Source organism: Nocardia ignorata NBRC 108230 (assembly GCF_001612905.1).
Classification (GTDB): Bacteria; Actinomycetota; Actinomycetes; order Mycobacteriales; family Mycobacteriaceae; genus Nocardia; species Nocardia ignorata.
This window is the reverse complement of sequence record NZ_BDBI01000046.1, coordinates 1-13,246: the sequence shown is the minus strand read 5'-3', so window position 1 is coordinate 13,246 and position 13,246 is coordinate 1. Positions and strand designations below refer to the sequence as shown.

The 13,246-nt window shown below is 67.8% G+C and carries 15 protein-coding genes; 9 read left to right on the top strand and 6 right to left on the bottom strand.

Annotated features, from left to right (window positions below; all coding sequences use genetic code 11):
- The first annotated feature begins 17 nt into the window (after window positions 1–17).
- The 3 genes from NI2_RS30345 (at window position 18) to NI2_RS30340 (ending at window position 1,815) form a co-directional block, all read left to right on the top strand.
- A complete protein-coding gene (locus NI2_RS30345) occupies window positions 18–902 on the top strand; it encodes an SPFH domain-containing protein (RefSeq protein WP_067498020.1) in 885 nt (294 codons plus the stop codon).
- Window positions 903–910: 8 nt separating this feature from the next.
- Window positions 911–1,081, top strand: a complete 171-nt coding sequence (locus NI2_RS34570; RefSeq protein WP_166655833.1) for a type II toxin-antitoxin system antitoxin — start codon at window positions 911–913, stop codon at window positions 1,079–1,081.
- A 179-nt stretch (window positions 1,082–1,260) separates the two neighbouring features.
- Window positions 1,261–1,815: a hypothetical protein gene (locus tag NI2_RS30340; protein WP_067498017.1), complete on the top strand. Its 555-nt coding sequence runs from the start codon at window positions 1,261–1,263 to the stop codon at window positions 1,813–1,815.
- Here NI2_RS30340 and NI2_RS30335 read toward each other — a convergent pair.
- The gene (locus NI2_RS30335; protein WP_067498014.1) at window positions 1,812–2,684 is read right to left on the bottom strand and encodes a class I SAM-dependent methyltransferase; all 873 of its coding nucleotides are present in this window, start codon (window positions 2,682–2,684) and stop codon (window positions 1,812–1,814) included. The genes NI2_RS30340 and NI2_RS30335 overlap by 4 nt on opposite strands.
- 295 nt (window positions 2,685–2,979) lie before the next feature.
- Between NI2_RS30335 and rpsA the strand changes: the two genes are divergently transcribed.
- Window positions 2,980–4,455 carry a 30S ribosomal protein S1 gene (gene rpsA, locus NI2_RS30330; RefSeq protein WP_067498011.1) on the top strand — a complete coding sequence of 492 codons (1,476 nt, stop codon included), beginning with the start codon at window positions 2,980–2,982 and terminating at the stop codon, window positions 4,453–4,455.
- Between the two features lie 160 nt (window positions 4,456–4,615).
- Here rpsA and NI2_RS30325 read toward each other — a convergent pair whose 3' ends face one another.
- Window positions 4,616–4,828, bottom strand: coding sequence for a hypothetical protein (locus NI2_RS30325; RefSeq protein WP_067498193.1), 213 nt, complete (start codon window positions 4,826–4,828; stop codon window positions 4,616–4,618).
- A 149-nt stretch (window positions 4,829–4,977) separates the two neighbouring features.
- On the opposite strand from NI2_RS30325, the gene coaE reads away from it, so the two are divergent.
- Together coaE and NI2_RS30315 are read left to right on the top strand one after the other, a co-directional pair.
- Entirely contained in the window at window positions 4,978–6,183 is a 1,206-nt protein-coding gene (coaE, locus tag NI2_RS30320; RefSeq protein ID WP_067498008.1) for a dephospho-CoA kinase, read from the top strand.
- 120 nt (window positions 6,184–6,303) lie between these two features.
- Window positions 6,304–6,726 (top strand): hypothetical protein, encoded by a 423-nt coding sequence (locus NI2_RS30315; RefSeq protein WP_067498005.1) that lies wholly within the window; start codon window positions 6,304–6,306, stop codon window positions 6,724–6,726.
- A gap of 51 nt (window positions 6,727–6,777) precedes the next feature.
- Here the strand turns inward: NI2_RS30315 and NI2_RS30310 are convergent, their stop codons facing one another.
- Window positions 6,778–7,302 carry a ribonuclease FAU-1 family protein gene (locus NI2_RS30310; protein WP_067498001.1) on the bottom strand — a complete coding sequence of 175 codons (525 nt, stop codon included), beginning with the start codon at window positions 7,300–7,302 and terminating at the stop codon, window positions 6,778–6,780.
- A gap of 89 nt (window positions 7,303–7,391) precedes the next feature.
- Here NI2_RS30310 and uvrB point away from each other — a divergent pair, with 89 nt between their 5' ends.
- Window positions 7,392–9,572: an excinuclease ABC subunit UvrB gene (gene uvrB / locus NI2_RS30305; protein ID WP_067497998.1), complete on the top strand. Its 2,181-nt coding sequence runs from the start codon at window positions 7,392–7,394 to the stop codon at window positions 9,570–9,572.
- A gap of 23 nt (window positions 9,573–9,595) precedes the next feature.
- Here the strand turns inward: uvrB and NI2_RS30300 are convergent, their stop codons facing one another.
- Complete coding sequence (locus NI2_RS30300) at window positions 9,596–10,060, bottom strand: VOC family protein (RefSeq protein WP_067498190.1); 465 nt, start codon at window positions 10,058–10,060, stop codon at window positions 9,596–9,598.
- Window positions 10,061–10,116: 56 nt separating this feature from the next.
- Between NI2_RS30300 and NI2_RS30295 the strand changes: the two genes are divergently transcribed.
- Complete coding sequence (locus NI2_RS30295; protein ID WP_067497995.1) at window positions 10,117–10,953, top strand: helix-turn-helix domain-containing protein; 837 nt, start codon at window positions 10,117–10,119, stop codon at window positions 10,951–10,953.
- Between the two features lie 290 nt (window positions 10,954–11,243).
- Window positions 11,244–11,696 (top strand): universal stress protein, encoded by a 453-nt coding sequence (locus NI2_RS30290; RefSeq protein WP_067498187.1) that lies wholly within the window; start codon window positions 11,244–11,246, stop codon window positions 11,694–11,696.
- 53 nt (window positions 11,697–11,749) lie between these two features.
- Here NI2_RS30290 and NI2_RS30285 read toward each other — a convergent pair whose 3' ends face one another.
- Together NI2_RS30285 and NI2_RS30280 are read right to left on the bottom strand one after the other, a co-directional pair.
- A complete protein-coding gene (locus tag NI2_RS30285; protein WP_067497992.1) occupies window positions 11,750–12,130 on the bottom strand; it encodes a cupin domain-containing protein in 381 nt (126 codons plus the stop codon).
- A gap of 11 nt (window positions 12,131–12,141) precedes the next feature.
- Window positions 12,142–13,246 (bottom strand): MFS transporter (locus tag NI2_RS30280; RefSeq protein WP_157104701.1); only part of this gene is annotated, 1,105 nt, incomplete at its 5' end.

Genomic DNA, 13,246 nt, shown 5'->3' with positions numbered 1-13,246 from the left:
GGATATCGGAGGATGTCATGGAACTGCGGCCCGCCTTTCGCTTCAACGGATTTGCCGTCCTACTCGGGTGGTTGGTGTCCACCCTGCTGTTCGGCGCCCTCGCGGTGCTGTCGCTGATCTCGGTGTCCAAGCACGACGGTGGCGCACTCGCCTGGGCGGGCGCGGTAGTCGGCGTGCTCGGCGTGGTGATCGTCGCGGCACTGGCCACCGGGCTGATCGTGGTCGACCCCAACGAGGCCAAGGTCGTCACCTTCTTCGGCCGCTACATCGGCTCGGTCAGCGAACCCGGTTTCTTCTCGGTGGTCCCGCTCAGCGACCGCAAGTCCATCTCGCTGCGGGTGCGCAACTTCGAGACCCAGAAACTGAAGGTCAACGACGCCGACGGCAACCCCGTCGAGATCGCGGCCGTGGTGGTCTACAAGGTGGTCGACAGCTTCAAGGCCGCCTTCGCGGTCGACGACTACGAGGAGTACGTCGAGACCCAGTCCGAGGCCGCGGTCCGTCACCTGGCGACCACGCATCCCTACGACGCCCACGACGAAGCCCGCACCAGCCTGCGCGACGGCGCCGAGGTGGCCGGGGAACTCACCGTCGAACTGCGCGAACGCACCCTCACCGCTGGTATCGAGGTGATCGAGGCCCGCATCACCCACCTCGCCTACGCACCCGAGATCGCGCAGGCGATGCTGGTCCGTCAGCAGGCCGCGCAGGTGGTCGCCGCCCGCACCCAGATCGTCGAGGGCGCCGTCGGCATGGTCGCCCTGGCGCTCGACCGCCTGGCCGAACAGGGCACCGTCGAACTCGACGAGGAACGCAAGGCCAACATGGTCTCCAACCTGCTCGTCGTCCTCTGTGGCGACCGCGCGACGCAACCGGTCGTCAACGCCGGATCCCTCTACTGAGGTCGACTGTGCCCGCGCCGAAGAGAGAACCCAAAAAGGTTCTGCTGCGGCTCGACCCGGCCGTCCACGAGGCCATCGCCAAGTGGGCGGCCGACGACCTGCGCAGCATCAACTCCCAGATCGAATACGCCCTGCGCCTCGCCCTCGAGCAAGTCGGCCGAAAGCCCAAGCGCGACTGAGTCGCTCGGATCGGGGTCCTCGGACGCTCGACATGGTGATCTGTCACGGCGCCCGACCGGCCGACCTGGGCGAACACCGGGTTTCGTCTGGAACGACGCGCCGAGCCGTGCACGGGGACAACCGAACTCGACCGCGCCGGTAAATTGATCCGGTGCCCATCTCGTTCGACATTCCTGGAATGCAACAGTTGGACGACACGACCTGGGGGAATCCGGCCACTCGTGATGTCGTCGCGCTGAACTACGTCAACGGCGCACCCGATCTGCCCGCGCGGCTCGACGATCCGAAGCGGCTGCGCAAGCGGCTGGCCGAACACCACGCGCGCACCGGTTGCCTGATCGAGGCATTCGTGGTGTGGGTCGACCAGTTGCCCGCGTTGCTGCGCGTCGAGAAGACGCGGATGCCGGGTCCGCACGGTGAGCTCGTGTTCGCGGCGTCCATCGTGGTGCCCAAGGACCGCTGCTCTGCGGTGTTCCAGATCATCTGCCCGGAGACGGGACCGCCGGGGGAGCGGGAACGGACGATCGGCAGCCGATTCCGCCGCGACGAGATGTGCCCGCCCCACCCCTACGCGCCGGGCCTGCGCGGGAAACTGCCGTACCTGCTGTCCGACGAAGTCCGCTTCGACGCCGAATTCCCGCATCACGCGCTCACCAGGGCGCGTCGCTGGGTCGCCGAAACGGTGCCGAACGTCCAGGTCGCCCCGTCGTTCGCGGCGCTGCCCGACTTCTAGGCGCCGGACAGCCCGGTGCCGGCGGGCTTCTCGGTGACAAAGATGGCGGTACCGGGGAAGATCTCCCCGCGCAACGGCGACCACTGCCCCCATTCGCGGTCGAGCCATTCCGGCCAGTCCGGTTCCACGATGTCGAGCAGGGTCAGCCCCGCACCGACGATCTCACGCACCCGGTCACCGATCGTGCGATGGTGCTCGACGTAGGTCGGCACGCCCTCGCTGTCGACCTCTACATAAGGGGTGCGGTCGAAATACGGGATACGCGCGACCAGGCCGTCCTCGCCGGGATCGTCGGGGAAAATCCACCGCATCGGGTGATTCACCGAGAACACCCACCGGCCACCCGGCACGAGCACCCGCGCGACTTCGCGCATCACCCGCGCCGAATCGGCGACGAACGGCACCCCGCCGAACGCCGAACAGGCCAGATCGAAGGATTCGTCCGCGAACGGCAACGCCTCCGCGCCCGCCTGGACCAGCGGCACCTGCGGTCCGCCCTGCTCCATCGCGGCCACACCGCGTGCGAGCATCCCCATCGACACATCCAGCCCGACGGGATGCGCGCCCTGCCCCGCCAGCCACCGCGAACACGGGGCCGAACCGCACCCGATCTCGAGCACCCGCCTGCCCGTCACGTCGCCCAGAAAATGCATGTCGCCCTCGTGCAGCCCCTCCGGGCACCACACGAACTCGCCGCCGGGGGAGTCGACACCGAGGAAATCGGCGTGGGTCTGGTGGTACTGGTCGGCGTCGGCGTCCCACCAGCGCCTGCTGGCGCGTTCGCTGTCGGCCGAGCCGATCCTGGTTCGGGTGGTCGCCGCGGTTCCCAGCAGCGCGTTCGCCTGCGCATGGCGTTCGTCATCGGACACGGCGCCAAGGGTATCGGCGGGAACGGGGGGTGGTTTGCCCGGCTGGAACACCCTCGCGTACGCTGAGGCACGCGAGTGTCTTTCGAGGAACCTCTCACGAGGAACGCTGTGCGCCGGGGTTGATGCGTACAGTATCCGATGACGGAGTCGCCCGTGCTGAGTTTGATCAGCGGCAATGTCGGCGGTCCGTGCGATACTTGTTCGGTCCCTCGTCGCCTCGTCGCGGTGATCTCGCAGCGTACCGAAAGTTCCAATGTCCGCAACCGACCACAATCCGTCCGGAGCAAACCCACATATGCCCACCACCGTCACCTCGCCGCAGGTAGCCGTCAACGACATCGGCTCCGCCGAGGATTTCCTCGCCGCCATCGACGCCACGATCAAGTACTTCAACGATGGCGACATCGTCGAGGGAACCATCGTCAAGGTCGATCGTGACGAGGTCCTGCTCGACATCGGTTACAAGACCGAAGGCGTCATCCCCTCCCGTGAACTCTCCATCAAGCACGATGTCGACCCGAACGAGGTCGTTTCCGTGGGCGATGCGGTCGAGGCCCTGGTTCTCACCAAGGAGGACAAGGAAGGCCGCCTGATCCTGTCGAAGAAGCGGGCTCAGTACGAGCGCGCGTGGGGCACGATCGAGGAGCTCAAGGAGAAGGACGAGGCCGTCAAGGGCACCGTCATCGAGGTCGTCAAGGGCGGCCTGATCCTCGACATCGGTCTCCGTGGCTTCCTGCCCGCCTCGCTCGTCGAGATGCGTCGTGTTCGCGACCTCCAGCCGTACGTCGGCAAGGAGATCGAGGCCAAGATCATCGAGCTCGACAAGAACCGCAACAACGTGGTCCTGTCGCGTCGCGCCTGGCTCGAGCAGACCCAGTCCGAGGTCCGCAGCGAGTTCCTGCACCAGCTGCAGAAGGGCCAGGTCCGCAAGGGTGTGGTCTCCTCGATCGTCAACTTCGGTGCCTTCGTGGACCTGGGCGGCGTCGACGGCCTGGTGCACGTCTCCGAGCTGTCCTGGAAGCACATCGACCACCCGTCCGAGGTCGTCGAGGTCGGCAACGAGGTCACCGTCGAGGTTCTCGACGTCGACCTGGACCGCGAGCGCGTCTCCCTGTCGCTCAAGGCGACCCAGGAAGACCCGTGGCGTCAGTTCGCCCGGACCCACGCCATCGGCCAGATCGTGCCCGGCAAGGTCACCAAGCTGGTTCCCTTCGGTGCGTTCGTGCGCGTCGAAGAGGGCATCGAGGGCCTGGTGCACATCTCCGAGCTGGCCGAGCGCCACGTGGAGGTCCCGGACCAGGTCGTGGCCGTCGGCGACGACGCGATGGTCAAGGTCATCGACATCGACCTGGAGCGTCGCCGGATCTCGCTGTCGCTGAAGCAGGCGAACGAGGACTACCACGCCGAGTTCGACCCGTCGAAGTACGGCATGGCCGACAGCTACGACGAAGCGGGCAACTACATCTTCCCCGAGGGCTTCGATCCCGAGACCAACGAATGGCTCGAGGGCTTCGACAAGCAGCGTGAAGAGTGGGAAGGCCGCTACGCCGAGGCCGAGCGTCGCCACAAGATGCACACCGCTCAGATGGAGAAGATGGCTGCCGACGCGGCTGCCGAAGCCGCCGCGGGCGGTCCGGCCGCTGGCAACTACTCCTCCGAGAGCGGCAACGCCACGCAGGCCACCTCCGGTCCGGCCGAGTCCACCGGCGGTTCGCTCGCCAGTGACGCGCAGCTGGCGGCTCTGCGGGAGAAGCTCAGCGGTAACGCCTGAGTGAGCGGCAACGCCTGATTCAGGTAGAGCAACCACAGTTCGAAGGCCCCGGTCCACACGGACCGGGGCCTTCGGCCTGTTTCCGGCCCGGTCGATCACACAGGGCGCCCACGGCAACGAGCCCACCCGTTCGCAACGGGTGGGCTCGGGTAGTCGGTGCTCAGTTCGCGGCGGCGGGCACCCAGTAGGTGGCCCCCATGCTGGTGCGCTTGCGCATCGCGGCGAAACTGTGTCTGGCGGGCGAGATCAGAGCGGTGAACCAGGACCGGCGATATTCGGCGAGAGTCGCTGCCACAGCAGGGAATTCAACGCAGTGCACACCGCCGGGCATGCCGAGGCGGTGGCGAGCCGTCCGGTGTTGTGTGGTGCCCATGATCATCCTTCGCTCGCTGGTGATTGGCCTTCTCGCCTGCGCGAAGGTTAGTCGACGCGACGCGCCCGGCCCCGGATTTGCCGCCGCCGCATATCGGCGTGTCGGGAACACCTGACCTGCTCCGGGCGCGGGGATGCGAGACTTGGCGCATGTTGCGGATCGGCCTCACCGGAGGCATGGGAGCGGGTAAGTCCACAGTGGCGCGGACCATGGTCGAGCTGGGGGCGGTGGTGATCGACTCCGATGCCATCGCTCGCGAGGTCGTCGCGCCGGGAACGCCGGGTCTGGCCGCGCTCGTCGCCGAGTTCGGCGACGAGATCCTGGCCGAGGACGGCAGCCTCGACCGGCCCGCGCTGGCGGCGGTGGCCTTCGCCGACGACACCTCACGCGGCAAGCTCAATGCCATCACCCATCCGCTGGTCGGCGCCCGTACGGCCGAACTCATCGGCGCCGCACCCGCCGATGCCATTGTGGTGCAAGACATTCCGCTGCTGGTGGAGAACGGGCTCGCGCCGCTCATGCAGCTGGTGGTCGTGGTCGGCGCCGATGTGGAGACCCGGTTGCGCAGGCTGGTCGAGCAGCGTGGTGTCGCCGAGGCCGACGCGCTGGCGAGGATCGCCGCGCAGGCCACCGACGAGCAGCGGCACGCGGTGGCCGACGTGTGGCTGGACAACAACGGCGCACCCGGCGCGGTCGAGGATCAGGTGCGGGCGCTGTGGGAGCATCGGCTCGTCCCGTTCGAACGCAATCAGCGCGAGGGGGTGCGGGCGCGGGCTGAGTACCGGTTGGTGCCGCACGACCCGGAGTGGGGCGCACAGGCCCGCCGGATCATCGCCCGGCTGCACCTGGTGTGCGGTGCGGCGGCGGTGCGTATCGACCATGTCGGTTCGACGGCGGTGAGCGGGCTGCCCGCCAAGGATCTCATCGACATCCAGGTGACTGTGGCCGACCTGGAAACCGCTGACGCACTGGCAGATTCGCTGGCAGCCGCGGGATTCCCGCGCGCGGTCGGCATCACGCACGACAACCCCAAGCCCACGCCCGCGGATCCGGCGGGCACCGACGTGGACCTGTGGGCAAAACGCTTGCACGGCAACGCGGATCCCGGCCGACCGGCGAATATCCATTTGCGCGTGCAGGATTCGCCCGGCCAGCGGCTCGCGCTCGACTTCCGCGACTGGCTGCGGGCGGAGGAGGACGTGCGGACGGAGTATCTGGAGATAAAGCGGACGGCCGAACGGGCGGCGGCGGGGAAGTCGGGCGAGGCGGCGGGCGAGGCCTATTACGCGGTCAAGGAACCGTGGTTCGACGTGGTCTACCCGAGGGTCGGTGAGTGGGCTCGCGCCCGCGCGTAACTCCGGTCGGCATCTGTTAAACGTCAATGTTTCAAAAACTGTCCGCAGCGGACGGCGCGCTGGTTACATTGTGGCGAGTCACTACCGGGTGACTCGATTCACAGGGAAGTTGTAGCGCGTATGACAACACATCACCGTCTCGGCCGTGCGGGCTTCGGCATCACCGCGTTCGGCGCTGTCGCCGCCATCATCGTGCTGGCCGCCCCGCAGGCCTCGGCCTGGGTGGGCAACCTCAGCGTCGCGGGCACCGATCACAAGGTCGGGTGCAGCTACAAGCTGACGGCCAGCGTCGAGGTCGACAGGCTGACCTCGGTGAAGTTCACCGACAACGGCCGCGACATCGGCACTGTCTCCCCCTCGCTGCTCTCCGGCACGGTGAGCATGACCTGGAAGCCGACTACGACGGGCCAGCACAAGCTCGAGGCGCGGCAGCTGCTGATCAGCGACTCGATCACCGTCACCGTCGGTGAGGCGGCCGCGACCGGCAGCGCAGGCTGCGGTGGTGGCCTCGGCGACCTGCTCGGCAGCGGTTCGGCAGGCTGATCGATGGCGAAACCGCCCGCGACCTGTCCGGTCGCGGGCGGTTTCGTCGTTTCAGCGCCAGGTCAGGGTCATGCCGAGGGTGGCGAGCCACGCCTCGAGCGAGTACCCGTGCGCGGCGATCCCGTCGACCGCCGCGACCGCGTGTTCGATTGCCGCCTGAGCCTGTTCGGCATCGAGCAGGCCGTCGGTCTGCGCGGCCAGCAGTTCGTCGATGTCGACCAGACGCACATCGCGGCCCGTGCGGACCAGCAGGTCGAGGTAGTGGTCCACCGAGCGCCACAGCGTCGGGGAGTCCCTGGTGAAGACGCCGACATCGACGTAGACGTCCTGCCACTGCTCGATGCCCGGGTTGTACCAGAGTTTGGACGCGCGCAGCGACAGACTCGGCAGCAGCCACGATTCCAGATAATGGAAGCTGGCGTGGTCGGAGTGCCGCCCCATGTAGAGGCCCCACGGCTCCTCCCGGTAGACCTCGACCGGTCGTACGAAACCCTTCGGGTCGGTATTGGTCTTGGCCGCCACGTCGAACAGCTCGATTTTGGGCGGGTGCACGTGCACGGTCGAGGCCTGGGTCATGTGCGCAGAATCTACCGGCACGCGGGGCCGGGCGCCGAGCGCTTTGCGCCGCCACGAATCTGTCGGTGGGTACGCCTAACCTGGTGTGCATGGCATTCGCAACCGAGATCCCGGCCGAAGGGTACGAAGAGCGGGGGCACCCGCTCGCGCATTCGGAGCACCGCCCGGTCGGTGAGATCGAGCGCAAGGGTGGCCGCTTCGAGGTGGTCAGCCCGCATCAGCCGGCAGGCGATCAGCCCGCCGCCATCGCCGAGCTCGAGCGCCGCATCAACGCGGGGGAGAAGGACGTGGTGCTGCTCGGTGCCACCGGCACCGGTAAGTCGGCGACCACCGCCTGGCTGATCGAGAAGCTGCAGCGGCCAACCCTGATGCTCGCGCCGAACAAGACCCTGGCGGCCCAGCTGGCCAACGAACTGCGGGAGATGTTGCCGCACAACGCGGTCGAGTACTTCGTCTCGTACTACGACTACTACCAGCCCGAGGCCTACATCGCCCAGACCGACACCTACATCGAGAAGGACAGCTCGATCAACGACGACGTCGAGCGGCTGCGGCACTCGGCTACCTCCAGCCTGCTGTCGCGGCGCGATGTGGTAGTGGTCGCGTCGGTGTCGTGCATCTACGGTCTCGGTACGCCGCAGTCCTATCTCGACCGTTCGGTGCAGCTCGAGGTCGGCGGCGAGATCGATCGCGACGCGCTGCTGCGGCTGCTGGTCGACGTGCAGTACACCCGCAACGACATGGCGTTCACGCGCGGGTCGTTCCGGGTGCGTGGCGACACCGTCGAGATCATTCCCTCCTACGAGGAGCTCGCGGTCCGCATCGAATTCTTCGGTGACGAGATCGAGGCGCTGTACTACCTGCACCCGCTCACCGGCGACGTCGTCCGGCAGGTCGACTCGCTGCGCATCTTCCCCGCCACCCACTACGTGGCGGGCCCGGAGCGCATGGAGAAGGCCGTCGCCGCCATCGAGGAGGAGCTGGCTGCCCGTCTGGCCGAGCTCGAGGGCCAGGGCAAACTGCTCGAGGCGCAGCGTTTGCGCATGCGCACCGAATACGACCTGGAGATGATCCGTCAGGTCGGGTTCTGCTCGGGCATCGAGAACTATTCGCGTCATATCGACGGTCGCCCCGCCGGGTCGGCGCCCGCCACCCTGCTCGACTACTTCCCGGACGACTTCCTACTGGTCATCGACGAATCCCACGTCACCGTGCCGCAGATCGGCGGCATGTACGAGGGCGATATGTCGCGTAAGCGCAACCTCGTCGAGTTCGGGTTCCGGTTGCCCTCGGCGGTCGACAATCGCCCGCTCACCTGGGAGGAGTTCGCCGACCGGATCGGGCAGGCGGTGTACCTGTCGGCTACGCCCGGCCCGTACGAGCTCGGTCAGGTGGGCGGTGAGGTCGTCGAACAGGTCATCCGTCCGACCGGTCTCGTCGACCCGCAGGTCGTGGTGAAACCGACCAAGGGCCAGATCGACGACCTCGTGCACGAGATCCGGCAGCGCACCGAACGCGACGAGCGCGTGCTCGTCACCACGCTCACCAAGAAGATGTCCGAGGACCTCACCGACTACCTGCTCGGGCTCGGGGTCCGGGTGCGGTACCTGCATTCGGAGATCGACACCCTGCGCCGCGTGGAACTGCTGCGTCAGCTGCGCCTCGGCGAATACGACGTGCTCGTCGGCATCAACCTGCTGCGCGAGGGCCTCGACCTGCCCGAGGTGTCGCTGGTGGCGATCCTCGACGCCGACAAGGAGGGCTTCCTCCGGTCGAGCACCAGCCTCATCCAGACCATCGGCCGCGCGGCCCGCAACGTGTCGGGTGAAGTGCACATGTACGCCGACAAGATCACCGACTCGATGCGCCACGCCATCGACGAGACCGACCGCCGCCGCGCCAAGCAGATCGCCTATAACGAGGCCAACGGCATCGACCCGCAGCCCCTGCGCAAGAAGATCGCCGACATCCTCGACCAGGTGTACCTGGAAGCGGGCGACGAGGTGGCCGTCGGCGGTTCCGGCCGCAACGTCAGCCGTGGCAGGCGCGCCCAGGGCGAACCCGGCCGTGCGGTGAGCGCGGGCATCTACGCCGAACGCGACGTGAAGTCGATGCCGCGCGCCGAACTGGCCGACCTCGTCGCCTCCCTCACCGACCAGATGATGAACGCCGCCCGCGAACTGCAGTTCGAGCTGGCAGGCCGCTTACGTGACGAGATCGCCGACCTGAAGAAGGAACTGCGCGGAATGGACGCTGCGGGGTTGAGCTGAGGATGGCGACGCACCGCTGGCCGCTAGGTGGACTGAGTCGCCATCCAGGCGGCTACGCGTCGGTCGGCCTCCTCGCGGGAGACGTCCTCGACGCGGGTCATCACGGCCCAGCGGTGGCCGAACGGATCGATGATCACGCCGTAGCGGTCGCCGGTGACGAAGGTCTGGGTTTCCTCGACGACGCGGGCACCGCGGGCGACGGCACGCGCGAGCGCCTCGTCGACATCGGGGCAGTAGTGCACGATCGAGGTGTGCACCCAACCCTCGGGGGCGCGAACGCTGTTGTCGGGCAGCGGGATGCCGAGCTGCAGGGTGGAATCGCCGATGAGCAGCTCCGCGTGGACGGGCCTGCCCTCGGTATCGTCGGCGCGGCTGAGGACCTTCGCGCCGAAGACCTCGGAGTAGAAGTCGATGGCCGCCTCGCCGTCGGCGACGGCCAGGAAACAGGTGATGGAGTGGTAGCCCTCAGGGATCGGTGCAACGTTCATGGCTTCGATCCTGCTCACCCGGCGCCCACCGGTCTTGTAAGAACGCGACATCGTCGATGACGACTGGCGACATCGACGACGCGAAGGGGATCCTGCTCCCGCGAGAGCAGGCCAGACACCGTTCGCTGCGGCGGCTCGAAGTCGGTCCCGCGCTGGCGGAATTCGCCGACCGGTATTGGGTGGTGCGCTGGGATCTGCGTGGCAGGCCCGCGTTTCGTGCCGAGGTGCTGTCGTTTCCGTGCGTGAACGTCACCTTCGAACGCAGCAGCACCCGCACCGGCGGATTCGTGAACGGCGTGTGCACCACCAAGTACGTGCGCGATCTCGACGGCGAGGGCGAGACATTCGGAATCCGTTTCCGCCCCGGCGGTTTCGGGGCCTTCATCGGGTGTGATGTCGGTGCCTTCCGCGACGGTTCGGCGCTGCTCACCGAGGTGCTGCCCGAAGCGGCGGGGCTGGCCGAGCGGGTACTGGCCGAACCGTCCGACGAGAACCGGGTCGGGATCGTCGAGGAATTCTTCGGCGGCCGCGGCGGTGCCGACGACCCGCAGTTCGCGCTGGTGTCGCGCATCGTGACGGCGATGGAGCGGGATCCCGAGCTCACGCGCGTGGACCAGGTCACCGAACGGTTCGCGGTGCCCATGCGCACCTTGCAGCGGTTGTTCCGCCGCTATGTGGGCGCCGGCCCGAAATGGGTGCTGTGCCGGTTCCGGTTGCAGGACGCCGCCGATCTGCTCGCCCACTCCGACCCGGATCTGGCCGAGTTGGCCACCGGTCTGGGCTATTTCGATCAGGCGCATTTCAGCCGGGAATTCACCGCGCAGATCGGGATGCCGCCGCGCGAATACGCGCGCCGCGCCCGCGCGATGGACGCGGCCGCCGCAACGCTGTGAACGGGCACGGTACCGGCGGTGTTGTGACGAAAATCCCAGGCCCGCAGCGGCGTTGATTGTGTTGTGATCTACCACAATTTCGTCGGCTCGCCGTTCGATCGGCGCAGGTGAATGCCGACGGCGGCGCCCATAATCCGGCACCACCGGACAAAGTGGCCCAACACTCCCGGTGTGATCTGTTGCGAATTGTCGATAAATCGGCGCGTTGTGGCGTTATGGTCGACGCAATTGCCGCGCCGATGCTCGATTCCCGGGTCGTTCGGCGCTGCACCGACCAAGTTGGAGGAGAGATGACCGCCTACCGGACCATTGTCGTCGGTACTGATGGCTCGGATTCGTCGTACGTCGCGGTGGAGAAGGCTGCGGCGCTCGCTGCCGACGCGGACGCGACTCTCGTGCTGGCCTGCGCCTACTTCCCGACCGATGATCGCGATGTCGCCGCCGCCGCCGATGTGCTCAAGGACGAGGCCTACCAGGTCCGTGGCTCGGCGCCGACAAACGAGATCCTGCACGTCGCCCGCGAGAAGGCGGTGGCCGCCGGTGCGAAGAACATCGTCGAGCGCGCCATCGTCGGCGAGCCGGTGGATTCCCTGCTCGAGCTGATCAAGGAGACCAAGGCCGACCTGCTCGTCGTCGGTAACCGTGGCCTCAACACCCTCACCGGCCGCCTACTCGGCTCCGTCCCCTCGGACGTGGCCCGCAAGTCCCGCTCGGACGTCCTGATCGTCCACACGGTGCGCTGAGGTTCGACCACCCGCCGAGGGCGCCGCGCCACCGCGCGGCGCCCTCGGCTGTTTCACCGCACGACGGGCTCCTGCCTTGTGCCGTCACGCAATCCGATCGACATGATGTCGCTCGGTTCGTCGAGTTCGATCCGGTGCCAGCGTCCACGTGGCACCACGAACGCGGTGCCCGCGGTCAGCGCCACGACATACTCTCCCTCGTCGGCCGTCTCGGGTCGCAGGTACAACCGCATCGCGCCCGTCAAGCAGCACACCGCCTCGTCGGCGGTGGGATGCATCTCCCAGTGGTCGGCGTGTACGTCGGCGTCGGTCTCGACGTGGAAGGTGGCCAGCTGCCAGCCATCTGTGCCTGCGGTCATCCGGCGTTCCGCGGTGCTCACCGCTCCCTCCGGCTCGAATCGGAGGGCGCGGTCGAACAGGTTGATCGGGTACATCGTTCTTCCTTTCACTGTGCTGATGCGGGAACCGGTTGGGCGGCAAGGGGTTCCGCGCTCTGCGTGCGCGGAAGAATGACAACGGCGATCGCTGCGGCCACGGCGAACAGCAGTGCGGCGACGGCGAGGGCGAGGCCATAGCCGCCGGTCAGCGCGGTTGGATCGCTGCTGGTGCCGGTCCTGCTCGCGGCGAGGGTAGCCAGCGTGGCGACACCGATGCTGCCGCCGAGCTGACGGGCACTGTTGAAAGCGCCGGAGGCCATGCCCGCCTCGCCGGGCGCGACGGCGGTGACGGCCGCCGATGCCACCGGCGCCAAGCACAGACCGAGTCCGAAACCGCCGATCAGCGACGGACCGAGGATGTCGGCCAGGACGCTGCCGTCGGGGCTGATCAGTGCGAACCAGCCGATGCCGACCGTGGTCAGCACCGCACCGCCGATCAGGATCGGTCGGGGCGAACGATTCGCGCCGATCCGTGTCGCGACCAGCGTGCCCGCGATGACGCAGAGCGAGAACGGCAGGAAGGCCGCCCCGGCGGCGCCCGCGCCGAGCCCCAGGACCTGCTGCAGATACAGCGAGACCAGGTAGAACGCTGAGAATTGGCCTGCCGCAGCGAACAGCACGAAGAGGTTTGCACCGAGCACCCACCGGTTGCCGAACAATCCGAGGCGCAGCAGCGGGTTACGCGCACGGCGTTCGACCACCACGAACGCCGTGAGCGCGACAAGGGCCGCGACGAGCGTCGTGCCGGTCGTCGCCGAGAACCAGCCGTGGCGATCGGTGCGGATGACGCCGGTCACCAGTAGTCCGATTCCGGCTGTCGCGGTGAGCGCACCGAGGATGTCGAGGCTCGCAGGCGAGTCGGACGGTCGGTCCGCGGGAACGCCTGCGGCCGTGGACAGTAACGCCACCGCGACGATCGGGACATTGACCAGCATCACCCAGCGCCAGTCCGCGTACTCGGTGAGCAAGCCCCCGACGAGCACGCCGAGCGCACCACCCGCCGCATTGACGCCACCCCACACGCCGAGAGCGCGGACCCGCGCAGGCCCTTCCGGAAACACTGTGGTGAGGGTCGCCAGCGCGGCGGGCGCGACGGCGGCCGCCGCGATGCCC

Excerpts from the sequence above, each read along its gene's own strand:
- NI2_RS30340 (WP_067498017.1), top strand. The coding sequence starts at position 1,261 with ATGCAACAGTTGGACGACACGACCTGGGGGAATCCGGCCACTCGTGAT.
- NI2_RS30295 (WP_067497995.1), top strand. The coding sequence starts at position 10,117 with ATGACGACTGGCGACATCGACGACGCGAAGGGGATCCTGCTCCCGCGA.
- coaE (WP_067498008.1), top strand. The coding sequence starts at position 4,978 with ATGTTGCGGATCGGCCTCACCGGAGGCATGGGAGCGGGTAAGTCCACA.
- NI2_RS30325 (WP_067498193.1), bottom strand. The coding sequence starts at position 4,828 with ATGGGCACCACACAACACCGGACGGCTCGCCACCGCCTCGGCATGCCC.
- NI2_RS30310 (WP_067498001.1), bottom strand. The coding sequence starts at position 7,302 with ATGACCCAGGCCTCGACCGTGCACGTGCACCCGCCCAAAATCGAGCTG.
- NI2_RS30300 (WP_067498190.1), bottom strand. The coding sequence starts at position 10,060 with ATGAACGTTGCACCGATCCCTGAGGGCTACCACTCCATCACCTGTTTC.
- NI2_RS30345 (WP_067498020.1), top strand. The coding sequence starts at position 18 with ATGGAACTGCGGCCCGCCTTTCGCTTCAACGGATTTGCCGTCCTACTC.
- NI2_RS30315 (WP_067498005.1), top strand. The coding sequence starts at position 6,304 with ATGACAACACATCACCGTCTCGGCCGTGCGGGCTTCGGCATCACCGCG.
- NI2_RS30285 (WP_067497992.1), bottom strand. The coding sequence starts at position 12,130 with ATGTACCCGATCAACCTGTTCGACCGCGCCCTCCGATTCGAGCCGGAG.
- NI2_RS30290 (WP_067498187.1), top strand. The coding sequence starts at position 11,244 with ATGACCGCCTACCGGACCATTGTCGTCGGTACTGATGGCTCGGATTCG.
- uvrB (WP_067497998.1), top strand. The coding sequence starts at position 7,392 with ATGGCATTCGCAACCGAGATCCCGGCCGAAGGGTACGAAGAGCGGGGG.
- rpsA (WP_067498011.1), top strand. The coding sequence starts at position 2,980 with ATGCCCACCACCGTCACCTCGCCGCAGGTAGCCGTCAACGACATCGGC.